Raw genomic sequence first — 23960 nt, 5'->3', positions numbered from 1 at the left:
GGAGGACACGGGTGAGGGCAGACCACGACGGAGCGGACCGCGACACCGGCGCCGCGACCGGGGAGCGACCCGCCGCCGGAGCGGTGGGTGGGCGCTCCGACCCCTGGAAGGTCGCCTTCGTGGCGCTCCTGGTGGTCGCCCTCGTCTGCGTCGTCACCTGGATCCTCCTGGGCTCACGCCTGCTCGTCGTGCGCGACGTCGCGGTGACCGGCCTGGACCGGGTCGGCCGTGAAGAGGTCGTCGCCGCCGTCGACGTCCCCACCGGGACCCCCCTCGTCCGGGTGGACCTGGAGGCGGGGGCCGACCGCGTCGGCGACCTCCCCCTGGTCGAGTCGGCCACGGTCAGCCGCGGCTGGCCCGCCACCCTGAAGGTGGAGGTCGTCGAGCGCCGGCCCCTGCTCGCGGTGCGGGTGGGGGAGGAGTACCGGCTCGTGGACCGCGACGGCGTCCGCATCGAGGACTCCCCGACCCGGCCCGGCACGCACCCGCTGGTCCGGGTCACCGGGGAGGTCGAGGGCAACGAAGCGGTCCGGGCCGCCGCCGCGATCATCGAGGCGGCCCCGGCCTCCCTGCTGGCCCGCATCAGCCTCATCGACGCCACCGACACCGACGCCATCCGCATCGAGATCACGGAGGGCGCCGTCATCGAGTGGGGGAAGGCCGAGGCCACGGGTGACAAAAGCGATATTCTGCGCGTGCTGATGCGCGAGCACCCGCCCGCGGACGGGACCGTGTACGACCTGTCCACCCCCGACCTGGCCATCGTCCGGTGAAACGGGGGCCAGGCGCGAGCAAAGGCAGGCAAAGACGGACGAAGCCGGACCGGAACCCCCCTCCAGGGGCTCCGCGGGCCCCGCGGGAGGGGTCACGGACACGACGCGGGGACATTCCAGACGCGACGCGCCGAGTCAGCACATCGCTTCCTCGTGTTATACGACGTTAGGCTGAGGCCGTCATCGGTTGCCGGTGGTGGGCGGTCGGCTTACTGTCGAGAGTCACGACCACCGTCAACAAAGTACAGAACACGCTTTTCGGGGTACGCGGGAACCGTATTTCTCCCGCCGAGCCAGGGGGAGGCGTCGGTCCCCCCGGACCGGCATCCCGCGGTTCACGCGGCCCCGGGTCCCCCGCCCCGGCGTCCGTGAACGCCTTGTCGGAGAACCCGAAACGCACACTGTAGAACCGGATGCCGGACCCACCGGCCCGGCGGCGACCGCCGCCGGACGGACGGGAACGGCGTATGCGAGCGGAAAGGCCCCTCGTCGTGGCAGCACCGCAGAACTACCTCGCGGTCATCAAAGTCGTCGGTATCGGCGGCGGCGGTGTCAACGCCGTCAACCGAATGATCGAAGAGGGGCTCAAGGGCGTCGAGTTCATCGCGATCAATACCGATGCCCAGGCGCTGCTGATGAGTGACGCCGACGTCAAACTGGACGTCGGCCGTGAACTCACCCGCGGCCTGGGAGCCGGAGCCAACCCGGACGTCGGCCGCAAGGCCGCCGAGGACCACCGGGAGGAGATCGAGGAGGTCCTCAAGGGGGCCGACATGGTCTTCGTCACCGCCGGGGAGGGCGGTGGCACCGGCACCGGCGGCGCGCCCGTGGTCGCCAACATCGCCCGTTCCCTGGGCGCCCTCACCATCGGTGTGGTCACCCGCCCCTTCGGCTTCGAGGGCAAGCGGCGCGCGACCCAGGCCGAGTCGGGGATAGCGATGCTCCGCGAGGAGGTCGACACGCTCATCGTCATCCCCAACGACCGCCTGCTCTCCATCTCCGACCGCCAGGTCAGCGTCCTGGACGCCTTCAAGGCGGCCGACCAGGTCCTGCTCTCCGGTGTCCAGGGCATCACCGACCTCATCACCACGCCCGGCCTCATCAACCTGGACTTCGCCGACGTCAAGTCGGTCATGTCCGGTGCCGGGTCGGCCCTCATGGGCATCGGCTCCGCACGCGGCGACGACCGGGCGGTGGCGGCCGCGGAGATGGCCATCTCCTCCCCGCTGCTGGAGGCCAGCATCGACGGCGCCCACGGCGTCCTGCTGTCCATCCAGGGCGGATCCGACCTGGGCCTGTTCGAGATCAACGAGGCGGCCCAGCTGGTCTCCAACTCGGCGGCCCCCGAGGCCAACATCATCTTCGGCGCCGTCATCGACGACGCCCTGGGCGACGAGGTCCGGGTGACCGTCATCGCCGCGGGCTTCGACGAACCCGAGGTCACCGGGCCCACGCTGCACAGGCGCGAGCCGGTGGACCCTCCTAAGGCCGTCGCCCCCACGGCGGGCGCCGCGTCCGGTGGACAGGGGTCGTCCGCGACCCCCGCCGCCGCCGCGGACGGGGCGTCGGCCGAGAAACTGCCGTGGCTCGGCGGCCGTCACAGCGCCGAGCCGGCCCGTGCGCAGCAGACCCCGCCCGCCCCGCAGCCGGTCCACCCGGACCCGGCCCCGCGGACCGAGCCCGAACCGGTGGCCGCGGCCGAGCCCGAGCCGCAGCCCGAGCCCGAAGCGCAGGCCCCGGCCCCGGAGCGGTTCGCCGAGGCCGCCCCGGCCGAGCCCGAGCCGGCCCCGGTCCGCGAGGAGCCCGTCGCCGAGGAGCCCCGGCCCGTCCACGTGGTCTCGGAGTCGGTCGCCGAACGGCGCGCGGACGTCCCCACGCCCCGGCGCCGGGTCGTCTTCGAGGAACCCGACGACCTGGACATCCCCGACTTCCTGAAGTAGCGCGCACCGACACCCCGGTACCATCGACGTGTCAGCGGCCCCGACCCGAGCGGGCGGGGCCGTCGCCGCTCCGGGCCCGGCGCCGAACGCGCCGCCGCGCCCGGGCCCACGGAAGGACAGCGGGCGCAGGGATGGGCAACATCGTCGACCTCGGGCACGGGGTCCGTGCCGCCGTCACCGAACGCCGCGGCGGGACCAGCGCCCCGCCCTACGACTCGCTCAACCTGGGCCTGGGAACGGGTGACGACCGGGAGACGGTCCTGGCCAACCGGCGCACCGCCGCCGAGAGCCTCGGGTTCGACGCCGACCGCACCGTCTGGATGGACCAGGTGCACAGCGCCGACATCCTGGTCGCCGACGCCCCCGGCGGGGTCGGCACCTGCGACGGCGTCGTCACCACCCGCCCCGACCTGGTCCTGGCCTCCCTGTCCGCGGACTGCCTGCCCGTCCTGGCCGCCGACGGCGAACGGGGCGTCCTGGGCGCCGCCCACTCCGGCCGCCTGGGCACCGCCCACGGCGTGGCCGTCAACCTCATCGCCGCCATGGCCGACCGCGGAGCCCGCCCGGAGCACACCACCGTCCTGCTGGGCCCCGCCATCTGCGGCAAGTGCTACGAGGTCCCGCCCGGACTCCAGGCCGAGACCGCCCGCGACACCCCCGAGGCCGCCTCCACCACCCGGCGGGGCACCACCGGCGTGGACATGGTCGCCGCCGTCACCGCCCAGCTGCGCCGTGCCGGGGTCACCGACATCCGCGCCGACGGCCGCTGCACCCTGGAGAGCCCGGAACTGTTCTCGCACCGCGGCGGCGCCCCCACCGGCAGGTTCGCGTCGTTCATCTGGCGCGCACGGGAATGAACCGCCGCGCACACCCGCGGAACACACGGACACCACAGGCAGCACAGGTCCCACAGATCCACAGATAAGGAAGACGTGTCACACGACCCGGCCCGCGTCGAGCGGATCAAGGAGAACCTCGCGGCGACCCGCGCCCGTATCGAGGCGGCCTGCCACAAGGCCGACCGGGACCCCGCCGGGGTGTCCCTGATCGCGGTCACCAAGACCCGCCCCGCCGAGGACGTGCGCATCCTCGCCTCCCTCGGTGTCACCGACGTCGGGGAGAACCGCGACCAGGAGGCCGCACCCAAGGCCGCCGCCACCGCCGACCTCGACCTGACCTGGCACTTCATCGGCCAGTTGCAGACCAACAAGGCCAGGTCGGTGGCCTCCTACGCCGACGTCGTCCACTCCGTGGACCGGGCCCGGCTCGCCCGTGCGCTGGGAGAGCGGGCCGCGGCGGCCGAACGCCGCCTCACCTGCCTGGTCCAGGTCAACCTCGACGACGACTCGCAGGCCGGAGTGCTGGGCCCCCGCGGCGGCGTCGACCCCGCCGACGCGCTGGAGCTGGCCGACCGGATCGGGGAGCAGGAGGCGCTCGAGCTCGGCGGTGTCATGGCGGTGGCGCCCCGCGACGGCGACCCCCATGAGGCTTTCGGGCGCCTTTATGAGGTCGCGTGTCGCATCCGTGATCGTTATCCTCGGGCGACGGCGATCTCCGCGGGTATGAGCGGGGACCTGGAGGCGGCGGTCGAACGTGGTGCGACACACCTTCGGCTCGGTGCGGCGTTGCTCGGCGATCGCGGACCGATCGTGGGGTAATGTCCCCACATAGACCTTGGAACCCGTCTGTGGAGTTCGCCCGAAAGGGCGTCCCACCCCGTTGGACTAGGGAAGACGGGACGGTACGGAGGAGTCGGCTGCGGTGCAGGCCGCGGGGACGACGGAGGACATGAGATGGCCGGCGCGATGCGCAAGATGGCGGTCTACCTCGGCCTCGTGGAGGACGACCGTTACGATCACCGCTATGCGGACGAATATGATGAGTTCGACGATTTCGACGAGGGCGTGGAGGAGCACCGCGAACGCGGTGCCGAACCCGCGCACGGCGAGGGAACGCGGGGCGAGGACGTGAGCGACACCGGCGACCACTCGGGTACGGGTGAGCGACGCGGCGGCACGACCACGACCTCTTCCACCGCCGACCTCGCGAGGATCACCACGCTCCATCCGCGCACCTACAACGAGGCGCGTACGATCGGAGAACACTTCCGGGAGGGCACACCGGTGATCATGAACCTGACCGAGATGGTCGACAGCGACGCCAAGCGTCTCGTCGACTTCGCGGCTGGTCTGATCTTCGGTCTGCATGGCAGTATCGAGCGCGTGACCAACAAGGTGTTCCTACTGTCCCCGGCCAACGTCGAGGTGACCGCGGAGGACAAGGCGCGGATCGCTGAGCGAGGGTTCTTCAATCAGAGCTAGACCATCAGATTCGTCCAGAGATTGGGTCGATTAGACCGTGAGTACCGTCCTGTCCCTACTGGCCTTCGCGCTCCAGGTGTACGTGATCGTGCTGCTGGTGCGTGTGGTGCTGGAGATGGTGCAGTCCTTCTCCAGGGACTGGCGCCCATCGGGGTTCCTGCTCGTGATCGCCGAGATCGTGTACACGATCACCGACCCGCCGCTGCGCTTCCTGCGAAGGTTCATCAAGCCCGTCCGGCTCGGCAGCATCGCGCTCGACCTGAGCGTCCTGGTGCTGTTCCTGGGCCTGTCGGTCGCTTCGAGCCTCCTGCGGGGCCTGGCGTTCTCGGTCGCATAGCGACGGGATCAGGGCGAAAAAAATCGCCCCGGGTTCCGTTATGTGGTCTTGGTCATGATCCGGATTGCCGTAAGGTCACGATCAGGTAGCGTCCCTACGGATGGACTCCAAGCGCGCCAAGGAGACGAACATGCCGCTGACACCCGCTGATGTGCGGAACAAGCAGTTCAGCACGACCCGGCTCCGGCCGGGGTACGACGAAGAAGAGGTCGATGCCTTTCTCGACGAGGTCGAGTCCGAGCTGGACCGACTGATCCAGGAGAACGAGGAACTGCGCGGCAAGCTCGCCGAGTGCCTGCGCGGCAAGGTGCCCAACGCCGGGATGCAGGACTTCCAGCAGCCCCAGGAGCAGCCCGAGCCGCCCCGCCCCGAGCCCGTCCAGCCGCCTCAGGCCGTCGCCGAGCCCCAGCCTCCGGCCCCGATGCACATGGGCATGGGCGGCGAGGAGAACATGGACACGGCGGCCCGCGTCCTGGCCCTCGCCCAGCAGACCGCCGACCAGGCCATCTCCGACGCGCGCCGCGAGGCCGACGAGACCCTGGGCCGCGCCCGCCACGAGTCCGAGGACATCCTCGGCAAGGCCCGCCGCCAGGCGGACCAGATCATCGGCGAGGCCCGTGTCCGCTCGGAGAACCTCGACCGCGACGCCCAGGAGCGCCACCGCCAGGTCATGGGCAGCCTCGTCCAGCAGCGCGAGGAGCTGGAGCACAAGGTCAACGTGCTCAAGGACTTCGAGCGCGAGTACCGCAGCCGCCTGAAGGACTACTTCGAGCGCCAGCTGCGCGAGCTGGAGGAGGGCGCCGGCATCGAGCAGCCCAACCCGAACACCACGGGCGGCTTCCAGACGATGGCCCCGCCGAGCGGCCCGACTCCGGCGCTGCAGCACGGCCCCGGCGGCAACCCGTTCGGCCAGCCCGAGCCCGTCCAGCACGGTGGTTTCCACCCGGGCGAGGCCCCGCACGAGCGCCGCTGACCCCGGTCGGCGGTAGGCTCCACAACTGAAGACTCCGGCAACGTGTAAAGGTCCTGGTCGACCCGTGATCCTCAGCGTCCTCGCATCCGTCGCGGTGCTGGCGGCCATCGCCGTCATCGCGGCAGCCCTGGTGTTCGCCGAGACCACCCTGGTGTTCATCGCCCTGGGACTGGCCGGCGTGAGCGTGCTGCTCCTGGTGGGAGCGCTCATCCAGGGGAGGACCGGAGCGGGGCGAACGGACGGTTTGGGGAAGTCGTCCGTTCCCGCGGTCGCGCACACGGCGCCGGAGCACTCCGGGCGCGTACCCGCACCGGCTTCCGAGCCGGTGCGGGAAGCCCGCGCCTGGGGAGAGGAATCCGGCTCGGGGGAGCCGGAGTACGACCTGCCCCGCTGGCAGACACCCACGGCCGGAGAATGGCCGGAACCGGACACGGTGGCGCCTGCCCCCGCCCCGTCCCCATCAGCGGTCGAGCCCGGCTCCCGCGACGGGGAACCCGTCCCCGAGTACTCCTGGTCCACCCACCGGACCGCCGAACCGGCCGAGGACCGGACCCCCGCGGCACCCGAGGCCGCACAGACCCTCCGGACGCACGAGGCGGAGGGACCCGCCTCGGGCGAGACCGACGACACCGCGCTCCCGTGGTCCGCCGGGCGCGAGGCCCGGCCCGCCGAGCCCGTCCGGGGATCCGCCGCTCCCGGTGCCGCCTCCGCGGCAGGGGAGGCGGAGTCCGCACCGTCCGCCGTGGACGAGCACTCCGCCACCGGCTCCGGATCCGAGGGCGACGCCGAGCTCTCGTGGTTCGCCGAGCGCGGCGACGGGGAGGCGGAGTCCGCACTGTCCGCCGTGGACGAGCACTCCGCCACCGGCTCCGGGGCCGGGGAGGGCGCCGAGCTCTCGTGGTTCGCCAGGCGCGAGGCCGAGCGCGCCGCCGAGGACGAGGGCACCGACTCCGCGGCCGGCACCGGCCTCTCCTGGTTCGACCGGAGCGACGCCGACGACGCTGCCGACGACGACGCGCAGGCCCCCGCGGCCGGTCCCGAGCCGGCCGCCGAGGACGACCTCCCCGACACCGACGAGGCCGACGAGAACGGCTCCGAGCCCCCGCGGTCCGACAGGGGCGAGGCCTTTGACGATGCGGTGGAGGCACGGGAAGCGCCGGAGACGGAGGAGGCCGACGACGCCGCCTCCCCGTCCGAGGACGGGGAGCCCGCACCGCAGCGGGACGGCGAAGACGCGGACGTCCGGGGAGAGGACGAGGAAGGGGCGCCCACGCGGGCCCCTGAGGCCTCCGCGCGCTCCGACGCCCCTGCCGGGGACGAGCCCGCGGCGACCGATGACACCGCCGCGGCCCCCGAGGGCGACGACTCCCGGGACCAGGGCGACGCCGGGGACGACGGGGACGGCTCCCGTGCCACCCGGTCCACCGGGAACGACGCCGACACCGACACCGACGAGCGGGGCGAGCCCGTCGGCACCGGGCAGGCGGGGGACCCCGGATCCGCCGAGGAGGCCGGGCCGGTGCGGGCGCACGAGGACGAGGGCGCCGCCCCCTCCGAGGAGGACGCCCCGCAGGAGGCCGCCGACGGCGACGCCCGGCCCTTCTCCTACAGCATCCCCCGGCGCAACAAGGACGAGGACCCCGACGCGACGGCCGCGTTCTCCTACCGCAGGCCCCAGGGCGACGAGGACCCCGACTCCACCGCCGTCTTCACCCGCGACTGACCCCCGGCCCCGGGGGTGCCACCGCCTTCCGGCGGGCACGGCGGTCCCCGAGGTGACCGCGTGCGGCCGGGACCGGAGACGACGGCGGGCGCCGCCCCCGAGGGGGACGGCGCCCGCCGCGGCCGGGTCAGGCCCGGCGGAACCCGAAGGCCACCCCGAACTCCTCCGACTCGGCGCGGTGCAGGTCCGCACCGATCTCACCCGCGGTGAACGCGTCGGCCAGCACCTCGCCGGCGATCGCCGCACCGTGCTCGGCCAGCGTCTGCGCGGCGGCCTCGTCGGAGGCCGCCCACCACACCCGGATCCGGTCCGACACGTCCAGGCCGCTCTGCTTGCGGGCCTCCTGGAGCATGCGCACCATCTCGCGGGCCAGACCCGCCCGGCGCAGCTCCGGCGTCAGCTCCAGGTCCAGCGCCACCGTCTCGCCCGACTCCGAGGCGACCGCCCAGCCCTCGCGGGGCTGCTCGGTGACCAGCACCTCGTCGGCGCTGACCTCCACCGGCTCGCCCTCCACCCGGACCTGCGCCCACCCGGTGCCGCGCACCTGGCGCACCAGCTCCGCCGGGTCCGCCTCCTGGACGGCCCGGGCCACCAGCGGAGTCCGCTTGGCGAACCGCTTGCCCAGCGCCCGGAAGTTCGGCTTGACCAGGTAGTCGACCAGGTCGCCGCCCACCGTCGACAAGGACTCCAGCGACGCCACGTTCAGCTCGTCGGAGATCTGGTCGCGCAGCTGCGCGGGCAGGCCCGCGAAACCGGGGGCGCCCACCAGGGCCCGCGCCAGCGGCTGGCGGGTGCGCACCGCCGAGTCCACCCGGGCCGAGCGGCCCAGCTCCACCAGGCGGCGGGTCAGCGCCATGTGCGCCGACAGCTCCGGGTCGACCAGGTCCTCGCGCACCTGCGGCCACGAGGCCAGGTGCACCGACTCCGGGGCGTCCGGCCGCCGCAGCGCCGACCACACGTGGTCGGTCAGGAACGGCACGATCGGCGCCATCAGCAGGGTCACCGTCTCCAGCACCTCGAACAGCGTCGCGAACGCCGCCGCGCCTTCGGGGGTGTCGGCGCCCCCCCAGAACCTGCGCCGCGACCGGCGCACGTACCAGTTCGAGACGTCGTCGACGAACGCCGTCAGGCGGCGGCCCGCCGTCGTCGTGTCGAAGGCGTCCAGCGCCTCGGTGACGTCGCGGACCACCTCGTTGAGCTCCGACAGCAGCCACCGGTCCAGCAGCGGCCGGTCCTGCGGCGCCGGGGCGTCGGCCAGCCGGGAGTGGTCCCAGCCCCCGCCCGCGTTCGCGTACAGGGTGAAGAACGACACGGTGCTGTAGTACGTCAGGAGCACCTTGCGGACGATCTCCTCCAGCGCCGCGTGCCCCACGCGGCGGGCCGTCCACGGCGAACCGCTGGCCAGCATGAACCACCGCAGCGCGTCGGCGCCGTGCCGGTCCATCACCGGGATGGGCTCCATGACGTTGCCCAGGTGCTTGCTCATCTTGCGGCCGTCCTCGGCGAGGATGTGGCCGAGCACGACCACGTTCTCGAACGAGTTGCGCCCGTGCACCAGCGTGTTGACCGCCAGCAGCGAGTAGAACCAGCCGCGGGTCTGGTCGATCGCCTCGGAGATGTACTGCGCCGGGAAGTTCTCCCGGAACACCTCCTCGTCGACGTGCGGAGCACCCCACTGGGCGAACGGCATCGACCCCGAGTCGAACCAGGCGTCGATCACCTCGGGCACGCGCCGCGCCACCCGCTCCTCCTCGGGCAGCGACGGGTCGGCGTCCGGGTCGGGGATGACGATGTCGTCCACGAAGGGCCGGTGCGGGTCCAGGTTCGACAGGTCCTGCCCGCTGAGCTCGCCCAGCTCCTCCAGGGAGCCCACGCAGATCCGGCGCCCGTCGGGGAACTCCCAGATCGGCAGCGGGGTGCCCCAGTAGCGGTTGCGCGACAGCGCCCAGTCGACGTTGTTGCGCAGCCACTCGCCGAAGCGGCCCTCCTTGACGTTCTCCGGAACCCAGTTGGTGGCCTGGTTCTGCGCCAGCAGCTCGTCCTTGACCGCGGTCGTGCGGATGTACCAGGACGGCACCGCGTAGTACAGCAGGGCGGTGTGGCAGCGCCAGCAGTGCGGGTAGGAGTGCTCGTAGTCCAGGTGCCGGAACAGCAGGCCCCGGTCCTTGAGGTCGCGGGTCAGGGTCTTGTCGGCCTCCTTGAAGAACACCCCGCCGACCAGGTCCAGGTCGGCCTCGAAGGTGCCGTCGGGGCGCACCGGGTTCACCAGGGGCAGCCCGTAGGCGCGGCACACCGCCATGTCGTCGGCACCGAACGCGGGCGACTGGTGCACCAGGCCGGTGCCGTCCTCGACGGTGACGTAGTCGGCGAGCACCACGTAGTGGGCGGGCTCGTCGAAGGCCACCAGCTCGAACGGGCGCTGGTAGGTCCAGCGCTCCATCTCGTCGCCCTCGAAGGACTCCCCGGTCAGCTCCCAGCCCTCGCCCAGGACCTTCTCGAACAGGGGCCGGGCCACCAGCAGGCGCTCGTCGCCGTCCGTGGCCACCACGTACTCCACGTCGGGGTGGACCGCCACCGCGGTGTTGGACACCAGGGTCCACGGGGTGGTCGTCCACACCAGCAGCGAGGTGGGGTGCTCGGGCGAGGCCAGCGGATCGGACGTCACCGGGAACCGCACGTACACCGACGGGTCGGTGACGGTCTCGTAGCCCTGGGCCAGCTCGTGGTCGGACAGGGTGGTGCCGCAGCGCGGGCAGTAGGGGCTGATCCGGAAGTCGCGGACCAGCAGGCCCTTCTCCCAGATCTGCTTGAGCGCCCACCACACCGACTCCACGTACCGGGGGTCCATGGTGCGGTAGGCGTCGTCCATGTTCACCCAGTAGCCCATGCGCTCGGTCATCGCGGTGAACGCGTCGACGTTGCGCAGCACCGACTCGCGGCAGCGGGCGTTGAACTCGGCGATGCCGAAGGCCTCGATGTCCTTCTTCCCGGACAGGCCGAGCTCCTTCTCCACGGCCACCTCGACGGGCAGGCCGTGGCAGTCCCACCCGGCCTTGCGGTCGACGTGGTAGCCGCGCATGGTGCGAAAGCGCGGGAAGACGTCCTTGAACGCGCGGGCCTCGACGTGGTGCACGCCGGGCTGGCCGTTGGCGGTGGGGGGACCCTCGTAGAACACCCAGTTGGGCCCACCGCGGGTCTGGTCCAGGGAACGCTGGAACACGTTCTCCTTCGACCAGCGGTCGAGGATCTCGCGCTCCATCGCGGGCAGGTCGATCTGCGCGGGCAGCTGGGGGAGGGCGCGGGACGCGCTCGGCCGGGACTCGTTGGCCACCGTCGTACCTTTCCATCAGGGTCGTTCCTGACGGAGGGACGAGGCCGGGGCCCCGCGGTACCACCCTCCTTGGACACCGCGGTCCGGCCCGCACGACGGCGGCCGGGGCGGCTCCCACTTCGTTCACGTCTGCCGGTTCTACTGGGGGCGCGGGCCACGCGCACCGTTCTTCCGGCGGCTCCGGGGTGATCTTCGTGCCGGTCGTGCCCCCGGGCTCCCACCACCCCCGGGTCGCTCGGACGCATCGAACGCTTCTAAGCTGTGTCCGTCCGGTCGGGGCCGGCACTACTCGTCCCCATCGACACCTTGGCACAGGATAACGCAGCGCGGGGCGGCGCCTCGCGCTTTTTCGACGGGGGAGGGCGGTCGCGGGTGGCGGAGAACGTGCGCGGCACCGTCCTGGTCACGCTCGCGGACCGGGACGACGCCGAGGAGCTGGCCGAACAGCTCCTGGAGCAGGGCTACGAACCGTGCCTGGTGCACCGGGACATGCTCGCCGGGGAGGACGACGCCGAGGACGCCGACTGGGTGATCGAGGTGCGCACCGGCCCGCACGGCGGCCCGGCGGTGTTCGACGAGCCCCACCTGGCGGCCCTGGCCGAGGACTACGGCGGCTTCGCCGCAGCCGAATGACCGCCGTGGTGGAACCCGTCCGGATCCGCCGCGCGGCTCCCGCCGACGCCGCCGCCATCGCGGCCGTCAACGTCGCCTCCTGGCGCGCCGCCTACCGCGGCCTCATCGCCCGGGAGCACCTGGAGAGCCTGGACACCGAACGCCTGACCGGGATCCGGGCAGGCCGGCTGCGCGGCCACCTGGTCCGTCCGGGCGCGGGCTTCCTGGTGGCCGAGCGGCCCGGGGGCCGGGCGGCATCGTCGCCTACGCCGGGTTCGCCCCGGCCGCCGACCCCGACGACGCCGACCGGCACCGTCACCGACCTGGAGACCCTCTACTCGCTTCCCGAGGTGTGGGGCACCGGCGTCAACCGCCTCCTGTGGGAGGGGAGCCGGGCCGCCATGGCCGCGGCCGGTACCGGCCACGGCGTGCTGTGGGCGCTGGAGGGCAACGCCCGCGCCCGCGGCTTCTACGCCGCCACCGGGTGGCGGGACACCGGCGCGGCCACCCCCGCCCCGCTCCTGGGCGGGGCCCTGGTGGTGCCCACGGTGCTGTACCGGCGCGACCTGTGAGCGCAGGCCTGGTGAACGCGCGAGCTGCGAACGCCCCCGGCCGACGGAGGCCCGCGCCGCGAGCGCACGCGGCCGGTGGACGCGCGACCTGTGAGCACAGGGGACCGGTGAGGCCGGGGGCCCGGCGGCGTCCGGGTCGTTGCCAAGGCGGCGGAGCTCGCCTAGGCTTCCCGGCACCACTCGCGGCACCGCCCACGGGGGGTGATCCCGCAGGTCGGCGGGGTACGGGCGGACCGCACGGTCGGGAGGTCGGTGCGATGAAGGCCACCAAGGCGGCGGATCTGCCGGTGCTGCCCGGCGAGGAGTCGTGGACCCCGCAGGAGCTCGCCCGGGTCCGGGAGCGCCTGGACAACGACATCGCCGTCGCGCGCGGGGAGCTGAGCCGGCTCCGGGAGCAGATCGACCGGCGCCTGGAGGACCCCGTCGAGGGGGCCGGGGACGATCCCGCCGACACCGGGGCCAAGGCCTTCGAACGCGAACACGAGCTGGCGTTGGCCTACAATACTCGTGACCTGCTCGCCGCCGGTGAGCGGGCGATCGAACGGATCGACGCGGGGACCTACGGGGTCTGCGACGTGTGCGGACGGCCCATCGGCAAGGCGCGCCTCCAGGCGTTCCCCCGGGCCACCCTGTGCGTCACCTGCAAACAGCGCGAGGAGCGCCGCTGACTGAGGTAGAGCCCTCCGGGGACAGCAACATGACCACCGCCCGTACGACGCCGGGGGCGCGCCCGCGCAGGTACCTGCTGCTGGTACTCGTCGCCCTCGCCGCCATCGGTGTCGACCTCCTCACCAAGGAAGCGGTCCTGGCGGCCTTCCGGGAGGGCGAACGCCTCGACGTCATCGGCGAGATCGTCCAGTTCACCCTCGTGTACAACACCGGTGCCGCGTTCTCCATGGGCACCGACCACACCTGGGTCTTCACGACCATCGCCAGCATCGTCGTCCTCGTCATCGCCTACATCGGGCTGCGGGTGCGCAGCGTCTGGTGGGCCGTGACCCTGGGCCTGATGATGGGCGGGGCCGCCGGGAACCTCGTGGACCGGATCTTCCGCGAACCCGAGCCGTTCCACGGCGCCGTCGTGGACTTCATCAAGGTGATGGACTTCCCGGTGTTCAACGTCGCCGACTCCTGCGTGGTGGTCGGCGCCTGCCTGGTCGTGGCGCTGACCTTCAAGGGCCTCGAGCTGGACGGCAGCCTGGTCTCCCGGGACGAGGACACCGGAACCGACGGCGACCGGTCCGGGGACGACACCGCCCCCGACGACGACACCACCACCGAAGGGAAGGGCCAGTGAGCGACACCCGCAGCCTGCCCGTGCCCGACGGCCTGGAGGGCGACCGGCTCGACGCGGCGATCGCCCGCCTCTTCGGGCTGTCCCGCACCCGCGCCGCCGAACTCATCGTCGACGGCAGCGTCCTGGTCGACGGCGCCGAAGCCGGCAAGTCCGACCGCGTCCGCGCCGGCGCCTGGCTGGAGATCACCCTCCCGCCGCCGCCCACCGCCCCGGTGCCCCGCCCCGAGCCGGTCCCGGGCATGCGGATCGTGCACGAGGACGCCGACATCATCGTGGTCGACAAGCCCGTCGGGGTCGTCGCCCACCCCACCGTCGGCTGGACCGGCCCCAGCGTCCTGGAGGGCCTGCTGGCCGCCGGGGTGCAGGTGGCCACCAGCGGTGCCGCCGAACGCCAGGGCATCGTGCACCGCCTGGACGCCAACACCACCGGGCTCATGGTGGTCGCCAAGAGCGAGATCGCCTACAGCGTCCTCAAGCGCGCCTTCAAGGAGCGCACGGTCGACAAGCGCTACCACACCCTCGTCCAGGGGCACCCCGACCCGCTGCGCGGCACCGTCGACGCCCCCATCGACCGCCACCCGGCGGGCGACGGCCGCTGGGCCGTGGTCGCGGGCGGGCGCCCCTCGGTCACCCACTACGACACCCAGGAGGCGTTCCGGGCCGCCAGCCTGCTGGAGATCAAGCTGGAGACCGGGCGCACCCACCAGATCCGGGTGCACATGGCGGCGCTGCGCCACCCCTGCGTGGGCGACATGCTCTACGGGGCCGACCCCACCATCGCCGAGCGCCTGGGGGTGCGCCGCCAGTGGCTGCACGCGGTGCGGCTCGGCTTCGACCACCCCACCGAGCACCGGCCGGTGGAGTTCTCCAGCCCCTACCCCGAGGACCTGGAGCGGGCCATGGAGATCCTGCGCGAGGACTGAGCCCGGACACCCGAGGGGCCCGAACACGCGGGGGCCGCCGGACACCCGTCCGGCGGCCCCCCGCATCCTCCCGGTCAGCCCCGGCGCGCCACCACGGGCCGGGTTCGCACCAGCCCCTGGCACAGGGCCGCGCCGACGATGATGACCAGCGCCCCCAGCGGCTGGTTCCAGGACAGGCTCTCGCCCATGAGGACGATCCCCGCCGCGATCGACACCACCGGCGCCACGTAGGTGACGGTGGTGGCGACGGTCGCCCCCGCCTCCCGCAGCACCGCGTACTGGAGCACGTAGGCGACACCCGTGCCCATCACCCCCAGCACCAGGACCGAGCCCACCACCTGCCAGGTCACGCCGGTGGGGACGTCGGTGGCCACCGGGACCAGCACGGCCAGCGGCACGGCGGCCAGCAGCAGCTGCAGCGCGGAGAGCTCCAGGGCGCCGTGGGAGGTCCCGGCCACGAACCGGCGCAGGTACGGCGTGCCGATCCCGTAGCAGGCGGTCGCCGCCACCACGAACCCCATGCCGACCATCGCGTCCCGGTCGTCGACGCTCACCTCGCCCAGGGAGTTCCACACCCCGAACACCACGAGCACGCCCAGGAAGCCGACGGCCAGTCCCAGCAGCCGGTCGCGGTCGGGCCTGCGCTCGTCGGCCAGCAGCAGCATCGAGAACACCACCCCGAACAGCGGTGTCGCGGCGTTGACGATGCCCATCACCGCCGACGGGATGAGCTGTCCCGCGTACCCGAACAGGGTGAACGGGATCGTGTTGAGCAGCAGCGCGGCGACGAACATGTGCGCCAGCAGCCGCGGCGAGCCCGGCAGGCGGCCGCCGCGCAGCAGCACCACCGCCAGCAGCGGCAGGGCGCCCGCGACGATCCGGCCCAGGGAGAGCTGCATCGGCTCCAGGGACTGGGCCGCGACCCTGATGAAAACGAAGCTCATGCCCCAGATCAGGGCCAGGAGTGCGAACTTGAGCCGCCAGTCGGAGGTGAGGCGGCGGACCCCGGCGGATGCGGCCGGAGACGGGGAGAGCACGGACATGGGACGTTTGTACCGCGCCCCGAGGTGTTAGGTCCACTTCATATTTCTTAACGTCCGGGTTAGTGTTGCTTACATGCTCAGCGTCGACCGCCTCCGCGTCCTCCACGCCATCGCGGCCCACGGCTCCCTCAGCGCCGCCGCAGAGGCCCTGCACGTCACCAACTCCGCCGTCTCCCAGCAACTCGCCAAACTCGAACGCGAGGTCGGCCAGCCCCTCGTCGAACGCAACGGCCGCGGTGTGCGCCTCACCGACGCCGCCGAGCTCCTCGTCGAGCACGCCTCGCGCATCCTCTCCCTGGTCCAGCGCGCCGAGGCCGAACTCGAGGCCCACCGCGACCACGTCACCGGGCACCTGCGCCTGTCCGGGACCCCCACCGCCGTGCGCGGCATCCTGCCCCAGGCCCTCAACGCCCTGCGCGAGGCCCACCCCCGGCTGCGGGTCGAGCTCTTCGAGGAGGAGCCCCACGAGAGCCTGCAGTCCATGGTCCGCGGCGAGGTGGACCTGTGCATGGTCATCGACTGGCTGGGCTCCCCGATCACCCTCCCCGAGGGCATGAGCCGCGCCCCCCTCATGGAGGACATCGGCGACATCGCCCTGCCCGCCGACCACCCCCTCGCCCACCGGGAGATCCTCGCCATCGACGAGATCCTCGACCTGCCCTGGATCAGCTGGTCGCGCGGCTCCATCTGCAACGACTGGCTCCACGACATGATCCGCTCCCGCGGCGGCGAACCCAACGTCATCCACAACGTGGAGGAGCACCAGACCAAGCTGGCCCTCATCGCCGCCGGGATCGGAGCCGCCGTCATGCCCCGGCTGGGCCGCGGGCCCCTCCCCGACGGGGTGCGGGTGGTGCCGGTCCAGCCCGCCCTGGTCCGCCAGGTGTACGCGTTCTGGCGCACCGACGCCTCCCGCCGTCCGGCCATCCGCGCCGGCGTCCGCGCCCTGCGCGAGGCGGCCGCCGCCTACGACACCCGCCCCGTCCCCGCCTGACCCCGGGCCCGCGCGCCGCGCCCGCCCCGGGGCGGCGCCCGCCCCCGGACCCCGGGGGCGGGCGCGACACCGGGGGTCAGCGCGGCGCCCCCAACAGCTCCGACAGCGTCGCCGCCGGGCTGATCACCTCCGGGTCAGTGCGCACGTCCACCAGCGTCGGCAGGTCCGCCGCCACCGCCTCGCCCAGGGCCTTGACCAGCTCGTCCCGGGTGTGCACGGTCGCCCCGCGCGCCCCCAGCGAACGGGCGTACCCGGCCAGGTCCAGCGGGCCGCCGATCCGCGTCCCCGCCAGCCTGCCCATCTCACGGGCCTGGTGCATGGCGATCGTGCCGTACAGCCCGTTCTGGAACACCACCACCGTGACCGCCGCGCCCTCGCGCACCGCCGTCTCCAGCTCCTGCCCGGTCATGAGCGCGCCGCCGTCCCCCGCCACCGCCACCACCGTGCGTTCCGGCTCGGCCAGCTTGGCGGCCACCGCCGCCGGCACCGCGTACCCCATCGCCCCGCTGGTCGGCGCCAACTGCGTGCGCGGATGCCGGAACCACCAGCCCCGGTGCAGGAACGACGCGAAGTTCCCCGCGTCGTTGGTGACGACCGCGTCCTCGGGCAGCGCCTCCCGCATCCCCGCGACCACCTGCCAGGGGTGCATCCCCGGCCCCTCGTGCACCTGCGACTCCGCCGGGACGGTCGCCGACTCCACCCACGCCCGCCGGGCCGCACTCCAGTCCCGGTAGGGGGCCTGGAACGGGGCACCGGCCAGTTCCCGCAGCGCCTCGGAGGCGTCGGCCACCACCGATACCCACAGGTCCGCGTGAGACCCCGGCCGCCCCGGGTCGATGTCGATCCGCGCCACCCTGGCCCGCCCCGTGTCCGGCAGCCGGTACCCCTGGGTGGTGGTCTCGCCCAGCCGGCACCCCACCACCAGCACCGCGTCGGCCTCCGCCAGCGCCGTCAGCGTCGCGGGCGGCGTCCCCAGCCCCAGGTGCCCCAGGTACAGCGGGTGGTCGTTGGGGAACACGTCCTGCCTGCGCCAGGAGGCGTACACCCCGGCGCCGAACCGCTCGGCCACCCGCACCAGGTCCTCCCGGGCGGCCCGGGCGCCGCCGCCCGCCACGACCACCGGCCGCACCGCCCGGGTCAGCCACGCCGCCAGCCGGTCGCGCTCGGCGTCGCCCAGCGGCGGCCGTGGCGGCTCCGGCGGGCGCGGGGTCCGCGCCGCCCCCACCTCCTCCCCGAACAGGTCGCCCGGCACCGCGACGGACACCGGCCCCGGGCGGCCCGAACACGCCACCCGCAGCGCCTCGGCGGTCACCTCGGCCAGCCGGTCGGCCCGGTGCACGGTGGTCGACCACTTGGTGATGGGCGCGTAGAACGCGGTGAGGTCCACCTCCTGGAACGCCTCCCGGCCCAGCCGGTCCGTCTCGGCCTGGCCCAGGAACACGATCATCGGCGTGGAGTCCTGGTGTGCGGTGTGCACCGCGACCGCCAGGTTGGCCGCGCCCGGCCCCCGGGTGGCGGCCGCCACCGCCGGGACACCGGTGAGTTTGGCGTCGGCCTCGGCCATGAACCCGGCGCCGCCCTCGTGCCGGGTGGAGACCAGGCGCATGTCGGGGTGGCGGTCGATCGCGTCGGCGAGCTCCAGAAAGCTCTCACCGGGAACGGTGTAGCAGCGGCGGACGCCCGCGGCGGCCAGGACGTCGACCACCGCCTGCGCGGCGGTGCGGTCGGGGGGCGTGGTGCGCTGGTCGGCTGTGGCCATGGGGGTGGGGTCCCTTCCATCGTCGCAAGGTCCACTCGGTGCGCCCGGGATCGGCCGGGCGCCCGCTGCCGACTTTTCCAGGCCCCGCGAAGCCGGGTCAAGGTTCGCCCCGCGCGCCTGTGGACGACCGCCCGGCACCTCCCGGCTGATCCGGGCCGCGGCGGTCGCGCCGCGGGCCGCCGGTCGGGGCGGAGGCGGCGCCGGGCCGCCCCCGCCCCGCGTTCACAGCCCCAGGGCCCGCAACCCGGCGGTGACGGCCGCCGCGGCCAGGACCACCACCAGGAACGGGGCGCGCAGCACCAGCGCCGCCACCGCCGCGGCCACCCCGCCCATCCGGGCGGTGTCCCAGTCCAGCGCCCGGCCCTCGCCGCGCAGCGCCTCCACCGCGATCAGCGCGGCCAGCAGCGCCAGCGGCACCGCCGTCGCGAACCGGCGCAGCCACACGTTGTCCAGCAGGCGCCGCGGCGCCGCCAGCCCGGCGAACTTGAGCAGGTAGCACCCGACCGCCGTGGCGGCCAGCACGATCCACAGCGTCACGGCCGCACCCCCTCTTCCTTCTCCTCCTGCTCCCTGTCCTCGCGGGCCGCGCCGTCGGCGGCGTCCGCGGGCCCGGCCGCCGGCATCTCCGGGCCGACCAGGGCGATGAGCGCCGCCGCGGCGGCCAGCAGCACCGGCACCCCCGGCGGCAGCAGCGGCGTGGCCGCCAGCGCCAGCCCCGCCCCCAGCCCGGCGATCAGCCAGGTGCGGGCGCCGCCCCCGCGCAGCCGCGGCCACAACAGGGCCAGGAAGATCGACGGACCGACCGCGTCCAGCCCCAGCGCGCCGATGTCGCTCACCCGCTCGGTGGCCAGCGCCCCCACCAGCGTCGTGAGCACCCACGAGGTCCCCAGCACCGCGTAGGTGGTCGTGAACGCCAGCCGGGCCGAGGGGCGGTCCGGCTGGGCCAGGGTGACCGCCGTGGTCTCGTCGATGACCCCGTGCGCGGCCACCATCCGCCGGAGCCCGCCCCGCCACCCCAGGACATCGGCCAGCCGCAGGCCGTACAGGGTGTTGCGGGCGCCCAGCAGCAGGGCGCCCAGCGCCCCGGCGACCAGGTTGCCGCCACCGGCGACCACACCGATCAGCGCGAACTGGGACGCGCCGGTGAACATGAACGCACTGCTGAACACGGCCTGGGCCGGTGACAGCCCGGCGGTCACGGCGGCGGTGCCGAAGGCCAGGCCGGCGGCGCCCACGGCGACGCCGATCCCGAGGCTGTCGCGCACCGCGGGAGAACGGAGAAGGGATATGGCTTTCACGTCCGCCCACGCTAGGGGTCGGGGCCGCCTCCGTCTTGTACGTTCCTGCGCCCCGCCCCGGCCTCAGCGCCCGGCCAACGCCCGCCGGTACGCCCCCGGCGGCACCCCCAGGTGGCGCCGGAAGTGCCTGCTCAGGTGCGCCTGGTCGGTGAACCCCACCTCCACGGCCACCTCCGACGGCGCCCGCCCGGCCGCGAGCAGCCCCCGGGCGCGGTCCACCCGCAACTGGTTGAGGTAGGCGTGCGGGGGCAGGCCGTACGCCGCCGAGAACGCCCTCGTCAGCGCGAACGGGCCCAGCCCCACCTCGGCGGCCAGCTCCTCCAGGGTCGGCGGGTCGGTCAGCCGGGACGCCAGGGCCTCCCGCGCCCGCGCCGCCTGGGGGCGGGCCGCGAGCCCGCGGACCTGCGGCGGCCGCTCGCGGCCGTGGGTGCGCAGCAGCACCGCGATCCCGCGCCGCACCAGCGAGGAGGAGCCCAGCCGGTCGCCGCGTTCGGCCGCCAGGTGCGCCCCGTGCAGGAGCCGGGACGCCTCGGGCGCGTCGATGCCCGACTCGCTGAACGCCGGGGTGCCCCGCAGTCCCAGCTCCCGCGCGATATCCGTCACCACCTGCGGCTCGGGGTAGAACACCCGGTAGGTCCAGCCCTCCGGGACGCCCGCGTGCCCGGTGTGCACCTCGCCCGGGCCGACCACGGCCAGCCCGCCCGGCCCCACCCGGGAGGTCCCGCCGGGGTGGGCGTACTCCTCGATGCCGCCGGTGATGACCCCGAACGTGTACGTGGGGTGCGTGTGCCGGGTGAAGTGGGTGGTCACGAACCGGGCGGTGAGCATCTCGGTGTCCGGCAGACCGGAGAAACGCCAGTAGCGCGCGTGTTCGGCGCGCGGATCGTCGACGGCGGGGTGGACCGTGCTCGGCATGCCCATACGCCCAGGTTAATCTCCGTTCGGCCCCCGGGCCGAGCCGGTACTACCCTGCGGGGATGACCACGACCGAGATCAGGCCGGTGCGCGACGACCGCGACCGCGCCGCAGTGTTCGTCATCCGGGGCGCCGTCTTCGTCGCCGAGCAGAAGGTGCCCATCGCCGAGGAGTGGGACGAGCGCGACCCCGCGGCCCTCCACGTCATCGCCCTCGTCGACGGGGTGCCCGCGGGCACCGTCCGCGTGGTGGAGCAGGAGGGGGGAGCGGGGCTGCTGGGCCGCATGGCCGTGCTGCCCGAACGCCGCGGCACCGGCCTGGGCGCCGCCCTGGTCCGGGCCGCCGAGGACCTGGCGCGCGGGCGCGGGCTCACCTCCATGGAACTGCACGCCCAGACCCACGCCCTGGGCTTCTACGAGCGGCTCGGCTACACCGCGCACGGGGAGGAGTTCCTCGACGCCGGGATCCCGCACCGGCACATGGTCCGCGACCTGGACTGACACCCGCGGGTGCTCCCCGTCCCCCGCCGGTGTGACGGGGAGCGCACACCCGGCGGCGGGGCGGCCGGAATACGACCGAGTAGGATTCGGTTTCGGGTGGTGCCCCCATCACCAGCGCACACGCCGAGCCGACGAGGAACACATGACGGTCAACACGCAGCCGGCCACCGAACGCCCCGACCCGCGACTCTTCGGCCTCCCCGTGGTCGAACAGGCCGAGCTCCCCGCCGAACTGCGCACCCTCGTGTCCCGCGTCCACGGCCTCATCGAGGCCGTCGCCAACACCGGGGCCGACACCGACACCCTCGCCGAGGCCGCCGCCACCGTCGAGGAACTCACCGGCCGCCTCAACGTCGCCCGCCGCCAGATCGGCACCATGGTCCGCCGTGACCTCCCCGGCGGCGAAAGCGAGTACGGCACCATCACCAACATCGTCGCCGGCGACACCAACCCCGCCGCTCCGCCGCTGTCCCTGGTCCCCGCCGCCGACGGCGGCGTGCGCGGCGAGGTCACCCTCGACACCGTCTACCAGGGCCCGCCCGGACTGGTCCACGGCGGCTGGATCGCCGCCCTCCTCGACCAGGCCGTCGGCACCGCCTCCTCCCTGGCCACCTCGCCCGGCCTCACCGCCAGACTCGAGGTGGACTTCCGCCGCCCCACCCCGCTGTTCAACCCGCTGGAGATCACCGCCGAGGTCGAGCGCACCGAGCGGCGCAAGGTCTACGTCAACGGCCGCATCCGCGTCAACGGCGAGGTCACCGCCGAAGCGCGAGCCATCATGGTGCGCGTCGAGATCCCCGAATGAGGGGCGCACACGTGCACTCCCGCCGCGGACACGCTACGATCACGCACATGACCCACCGCTATTCCGTGTTTAGCGAGCCGACGCTCCCGTCGGCCGCCGACACGTAGGCGGAAACGGGAACGTCGGCAACAGAGCACTCGGGCCTTGCGGCCCCGGTGCTCTTTCGCTTTCCAGGCGGCCGACACCCCCGGCGGGACCCGTACGGCCGCACCCACCGCGACCGGAGGCCACCGTGCACGACCAGACGTCCACCACCAGCGAGATCGCCCGCCTGCGCGAACACATCGACGCCATGGACGCCCGCCTCGCCGAACTCCTCGAACAGCGCGCCCTCGTCGCCGCCCGCGTCCAGCGCCTCAAGCCCGTCGGCTACTTCGCCGGGCGCGACATGGACCGCGAGCGCCGCCTCGTCGAGCGGATGGCCGAACACGCGCCCCGCCTGGGCGCCGACCGGCTCGCCGCCATCATGGACAGCGTCATCACCGCCGGCCTGGCCGCCGCCCAGGAGGAGGCCGCCCGCGGCCGCTGACCGCCCGGCCGGGATCAGGGGGACACGTCCACCCACACCAGCCGGTGGTCGGAGGCCGGGAACGGGCGGCCCGTGCCCGCGAGCCGCGCCAGCGGGTCGTCCGGTGCGGGCCAGAACACCCCCCGGGCGCCCGGCGCCAGGTCCCGCGACGGCAGCACGTAGTCCACCCGCAGGTGCCCCCGCGGGGTCTCCTCCGTGAACCCCTCCCCGTGCCCGGGCGCGCCCGCCGCGCTCCCGGCACGGCCGCGGCCGCCCTGGGAGTGGGGGAGCGGGTCCACCACCCGGGGGTGCCCCAGCAGCCTGTCGACCGCCCCGGGCAGCGACGCCCCCTCGCGCGGGTCGGCGTTGAGGTCCCCGGCCACCACGAACGGCGCCTCCGGGTCCGCCCCGCCCCGGGTCCCGGCGTCGTCCCGGATGTAGCCGTCCGCACCGGGGGTCAGGTAGTCCGCCCAGAACCGGATCTCGTCGTGGTTGCGCAGCACGTTGCGGCGTTCGGGGCCGTCGAAGGCGGGCGGAGTGGGGTGCGACGCCAGCAGGTGCACCGGGCGGTCCCACCCGACGTCGACCGGAAGGTCCCAGTGGCTCTTGGACGACAGCCGCGCCACCGCCCACGCCTTCGGGGACAGGAACGGCCTCCCGGTCCGCGGGTCCTCCGGCTCCAGCGCCCCGGGCATCGCCGCCCGGCGCAGCAGCCGGAACGTGCGCGCCCGCTCCCCGTCCAGCGGGTACCGCGACAGCACCGCCATCCCGTACTGGCCCGGGAAGAGCCCGAACCCGAACGCGTCCCCCGCGTAGGCGGCGCTCCCGGGCTCGCTCACCACCCGGCCGTCGCCGTCGAGGTCGGCACCCGACGCCACTCCGGTGTTCACCGGCGCCGTGAAGGCGTACGGGTACACGATGCCCTCGGCGCCGCCCCACCCCCGCTCCAGGTACTCGCGGCAGAACAGCTCCAGGGCCCGCCCCGACGGGTCGTGGTCGAACTCGTTGAGCAGCAGCACGTCGGGGCGCACCCACTGCACCGTCTCGGCGACCGCGCGCGCCCTGCCCCACTCACCGGAGGCCAGTGCGGACAGCATGGCCCCGGGCCGGTTCCGCGACAGCGCCGTGTTGAACGTCGCGAACCGCACCGACCCGGCGGGCACGGGCGGCGGCACCGACGGCGACACGTCGACGGCCGGGGCCCGGACGGGCGCGTCCCCGGCGGCGAGGACCAGCGTGGCGGTGGAGGCGGGCGGGAGAGGGTTCACCCGGACATCCTCCCGCCCCCGGGGAAAAGCCCTTGCGCGGGGTCGGGACGCCCCGCTTCCCTGGGCAC

24 protein-coding genes are annotated in these 23960 nt (G+C 73.9%); 17 read left to right on the top strand and 7 right to left on the bottom strand.

Annotated elements, in window-relative coordinates; genetic code table 11:
• Positions 1-11 precede the first annotated feature (11 nt).
• The 8 genes from ACSUPR_RS07485 to ACSUPR_RS07450 all read left to right on the top strand — a co-directional run bounded on the left by ACSUPR_RS07485 (position 12) and on the right by ACSUPR_RS07450 (position 8067).
• Positions 12-773, top strand: coding sequence for a cell division protein FtsQ/DivIB (locus ACSUPR_RS07485; RefSeq protein WP_436890399.1), 762 nt, complete (start codon positions 12-14; stop codon positions 771-773).
• A gap of 491 nt (positions 774-1264) precedes the next feature.
• Positions 1265-2713, top strand: a complete 1449-nt coding sequence (gene ftsZ, locus ACSUPR_RS07480; RefSeq protein WP_436890398.1) for a cell division protein FtsZ — start codon at positions 1265-1267, stop codon at positions 2711-2713.
• A 131-nt stretch (positions 2714-2844) separates the two neighbouring features.
• Positions 2845-3570, top strand: coding sequence for a peptidoglycan editing factor PgeF (gene pgeF / locus ACSUPR_RS07475; protein ID WP_436890397.1), 726 nt, complete (start codon positions 2845-2847; stop codon positions 3568-3570).
• A gap of 75 nt (positions 3571-3645) precedes the next feature.
• Positions 3646-4371, top strand: a complete 726-nt coding sequence (locus tag ACSUPR_RS07470; protein WP_436890396.1) for a YggS family pyridoxal phosphate-dependent enzyme — start codon at positions 3646-3648, stop codon at positions 4369-4371.
• A gap of 135 nt (positions 4372-4506) precedes the next feature.
• On the top strand, positions 4507-5034 hold the full coding sequence (locus tag ACSUPR_RS07465) for a cell division protein SepF (RefSeq protein ID WP_436890395.1): 528 nt from the start codon (positions 4507-4509) through the stop codon (positions 5032-5034).
• Between the two features lie 37 nt (positions 5035-5071).
• Positions 5072-5371, top strand: a complete 300-nt coding sequence (locus ACSUPR_RS07460; RefSeq protein WP_436890394.1) for a YggT family protein — start codon at positions 5072-5074, stop codon at positions 5369-5371.
• 130 nt (positions 5372-5501) lie between these two features.
• Positions 5502-6344 carry a DivIVA domain-containing protein gene (locus tag ACSUPR_RS07455; RefSeq protein ID WP_436891907.1) on the top strand — a complete coding sequence of 281 codons (843 nt, stop codon included), beginning with the start codon at positions 5502-5504 and terminating at the stop codon, positions 6342-6344.
• A 64-nt stretch (positions 6345-6408) separates the two neighbouring features.
• On the top strand, positions 6409-8067 hold the full coding sequence (locus tag ACSUPR_RS07450) for a hypothetical protein (protein ID WP_436890393.1): 1659 nt from the start codon (positions 6409-6411) through the stop codon (positions 8065-8067).
• A 127-nt stretch (positions 8068-8194) separates the two neighbouring features.
• Here ACSUPR_RS07450 and ileS read toward each other — a convergent pair whose 3' ends face one another.
• Positions 8195-11398: an isoleucine--tRNA ligase gene (gene ileS, locus ACSUPR_RS07445; protein WP_436890392.1), complete on the bottom strand. Its 3204-nt coding sequence runs from the start codon at positions 11396-11398 to the stop codon at positions 8195-8197.
• A gap of 372 nt (positions 11399-11770) precedes the next feature.
• Here ileS and ACSUPR_RS07440 point away from each other — a divergent pair, with 372 nt between their 5' ends.
• The 5 genes from ACSUPR_RS07440 (at position 11771) to ACSUPR_RS07420 (ending at position 14802) form a co-directional block, all read left to right on the top strand.
• On the top strand, positions 11771-12031 hold the full coding sequence (locus tag ACSUPR_RS07440) for a hypothetical protein (protein WP_220562492.1): 261 nt from the start codon (positions 11771-11773) through the stop codon (positions 12029-12031).
• Between the two features lie 5 nt (positions 12032-12036).
• On the top strand, positions 12037-12582 hold the full coding sequence (locus ACSUPR_RS07435; RefSeq protein WP_436890391.1) for a GNAT family N-acetyltransferase: 546 nt from the start codon (positions 12037-12039) through the stop codon (positions 12580-12582).
• Positions 12583-12839: 257 nt separating this feature from the next.
• The gene (locus tag ACSUPR_RS07430; RefSeq protein WP_436890390.1) at positions 12840-13250 is read left to right on the top strand and encodes a TraR/DksA family transcriptional regulator; all 411 of its coding nucleotides are present in this window, start codon (positions 12840-12842) and stop codon (positions 13248-13250) included.
• Positions 13251-13279: 29 nt separating this feature from the next.
• Positions 13280-13879: a signal peptidase II gene (lspA, locus tag ACSUPR_RS07425; RefSeq protein WP_436890389.1), complete on the top strand. Its 600-nt coding sequence runs from the start codon at positions 13280-13282 to the stop codon at positions 13877-13879.
• Complete coding sequence (locus ACSUPR_RS07420; protein WP_436890388.1) at positions 13876-14802, top strand: RluA family pseudouridine synthase; 927 nt, start codon at positions 13876-13878, stop codon at positions 14800-14802. Before lspA ends, ACSUPR_RS07420 begins: the two co-directional genes overlap by 4 nt.
• A gap of 74 nt (positions 14803-14876) precedes the next feature.
• Here ACSUPR_RS07420 and ACSUPR_RS07415 read toward each other — a convergent pair whose 3' ends face one another.
• On the bottom strand, positions 14877-15845 hold the full coding sequence (locus ACSUPR_RS07415; protein ID WP_436890387.1) for a DMT family transporter: 969 nt from the start codon (positions 15843-15845) through the stop codon (positions 14877-14879).
• A gap of 73 nt (positions 15846-15918) precedes the next feature.
• On the opposite strand from ACSUPR_RS07415, the gene ACSUPR_RS07410 reads away from it, so the two are divergent.
• Positions 15919-16839: a LysR family transcriptional regulator gene (locus ACSUPR_RS07410; RefSeq protein ID WP_436890386.1), complete on the top strand. Its 921-nt coding sequence runs from the start codon at positions 15919-15921 to the stop codon at positions 16837-16839.
• Positions 16840-16915: 76 nt separating this feature from the next.
• Here the strand turns inward: ACSUPR_RS07410 and ACSUPR_RS07405 are convergent, their stop codons facing one another.
• The 4 genes from ACSUPR_RS07405 to ACSUPR_RS07390 all read right to left on the bottom strand — a co-directional run bounded on the left by ACSUPR_RS07405 (position 16916) and on the right by ACSUPR_RS07390 (position 20817).
• Positions 16916-18598, bottom strand: a complete 1683-nt coding sequence (locus ACSUPR_RS07405; RefSeq protein ID WP_436890385.1) for a thiamine pyrophosphate-dependent enzyme — start codon at positions 18596-18598, stop codon at positions 16916-16918.
• A 222-nt stretch (positions 18599-18820) separates the two neighbouring features.
• Positions 18821-19135 carry an AzlD domain-containing protein gene (locus tag ACSUPR_RS07400; protein WP_436890384.1) on the bottom strand — a complete coding sequence of 105 codons (315 nt, stop codon included), beginning with the start codon at positions 19133-19135 and terminating at the stop codon, positions 18821-18823.
• Positions 19132-19863 (bottom strand): AzlC family ABC transporter permease, encoded by a 732-nt coding sequence (locus ACSUPR_RS07395; RefSeq protein WP_436890383.1) that lies wholly within the window; start codon positions 19861-19863, stop codon positions 19132-19134. The genes ACSUPR_RS07400 and ACSUPR_RS07395 overlap by 4 nt, the downstream gene beginning before the upstream one ends.
• A 96-nt stretch (positions 19864-19959) precedes the next feature.
• Complete coding sequence (locus ACSUPR_RS07390) at positions 19960-20817, bottom strand: helix-turn-helix domain-containing protein (RefSeq protein WP_436890382.1); 858 nt, start codon at positions 20815-20817, stop codon at positions 19960-19962.
• 56 nt (positions 20818-20873) lie between these two features.
• Between ACSUPR_RS07390 and ACSUPR_RS07385 the strand changes: the two genes are divergently transcribed.
• The 3 genes from ACSUPR_RS07385 to ACSUPR_RS07375 all read left to right on the top strand — a co-directional run bounded on the left by ACSUPR_RS07385 (position 20874) and on the right by ACSUPR_RS07375 (position 22645).
• Positions 20874-21311: a GNAT family N-acetyltransferase gene (locus ACSUPR_RS07385; RefSeq protein ID WP_436890381.1), complete on the top strand. Its 438-nt coding sequence runs from the start codon at positions 20874-20876 to the stop codon at positions 21309-21311.
• Between the two features lie 142 nt (positions 21312-21453).
• Positions 21454-22116 (top strand): PaaI family thioesterase, encoded by a 663-nt coding sequence (locus ACSUPR_RS07380; RefSeq protein WP_436890380.1) that lies wholly within the window; start codon positions 21454-21456, stop codon positions 22114-22116.
• A gap of 232 nt (positions 22117-22348) precedes the next feature.
• A complete protein-coding gene (locus tag ACSUPR_RS07375) occupies positions 22349-22645 on the top strand; it encodes a chorismate mutase (RefSeq protein WP_436890379.1) in 297 nt (98 codons plus the stop codon).
• Positions 22646-22659: 14 nt separating this feature from the next.
• On the opposite strand, the gene ACSUPR_RS07370 is transcribed toward ACSUPR_RS07375, so the two are convergent.
• Positions 22660-23892, bottom strand: coding sequence for an endonuclease/exonuclease/phosphatase family protein (locus tag ACSUPR_RS07370; RefSeq protein WP_436890378.1), 1233 nt, complete (start codon positions 23890-23892; stop codon positions 22660-22662).
• Positions 23893-23960: the final 68 nt, after the last annotated feature.

The sequence above is a fragment of the Nocardiopsis dassonvillei genome, from assembly GCF_964273065.1.
Classification (GTDB): Bacteria; Actinomycetota; Actinomycetes; order Streptosporangiales; family Streptosporangiaceae; genus Nocardiopsis; species Nocardiopsis dassonvillei_B.
This window is presented reverse-complemented; position numbering and strand designations above follow the sequence as displayed.

Excerpts from the sequence above, each read along its gene's own strand:
- ACSUPR_RS07430 (WP_436890390.1), top strand. The coding sequence starts at position 12,840 with ATGAAGGCCACCAAGGCGGCGGATCTGCCGGTGCTGCCCGGCGAGGAG.
- ACSUPR_RS07415 (WP_436890387.1), bottom strand. The coding sequence starts at position 15,845 with ATGTCCGTGCTCTCCCCGTCTCCGGCCGCATCCGCCGGGGTCCGCCGC.
- ACSUPR_RS07410 (WP_436890386.1), top strand. The coding sequence starts at position 15,919 with ATGCTCAGCGTCGACCGCCTCCGCGTCCTCCACGCCATCGCGGCCCAC.
- pgeF (WP_436890397.1), top strand. The coding sequence starts at position 2,845 with ATGGGCAACATCGTCGACCTCGGGCACGGGGTCCGTGCCGCCGTCACC.
- ACSUPR_RS07380 (WP_436890380.1), top strand. The coding sequence starts at position 21,454 with ATGACGGTCAACACGCAGCCGGCCACCGAACGCCCCGACCCGCGACTC.
- ACSUPR_RS07465 (WP_436890395.1), top strand. The coding sequence starts at position 4,507 with ATGGCCGGCGCGATGCGCAAGATGGCGGTCTACCTCGGCCTCGTGGAG.
- lspA (WP_436890389.1), top strand. The coding sequence starts at position 13,280 with ATGACCACCGCCCGTACGACGCCGGGGGCGCGCCCGCGCAGGTACCTG.
- ACSUPR_RS07390 (WP_436890382.1), bottom strand. The coding sequence starts at position 20,817 with ATGGGCATGCCGAGCACGGTCCACCCCGCCGTCGACGATCCGCGCGCC.
- ACSUPR_RS07385 (WP_436890381.1), top strand. The coding sequence starts at position 20,874 with ATGACCACGACCGAGATCAGGCCGGTGCGCGACGACCGCGACCGCGCC.
- ACSUPR_RS07455 (WP_436891907.1), top strand. The coding sequence starts at position 5,502 with ATGCCGCTGACACCCGCTGATGTGCGGAACAAGCAGTTCAGCACGACC.
- ACSUPR_RS07405 (WP_436890385.1), bottom strand. The coding sequence starts at position 18,598 with ATGGCCACAGCCGACCAGCGCACCACGCCCCCCGACCGCACCGCCGCG.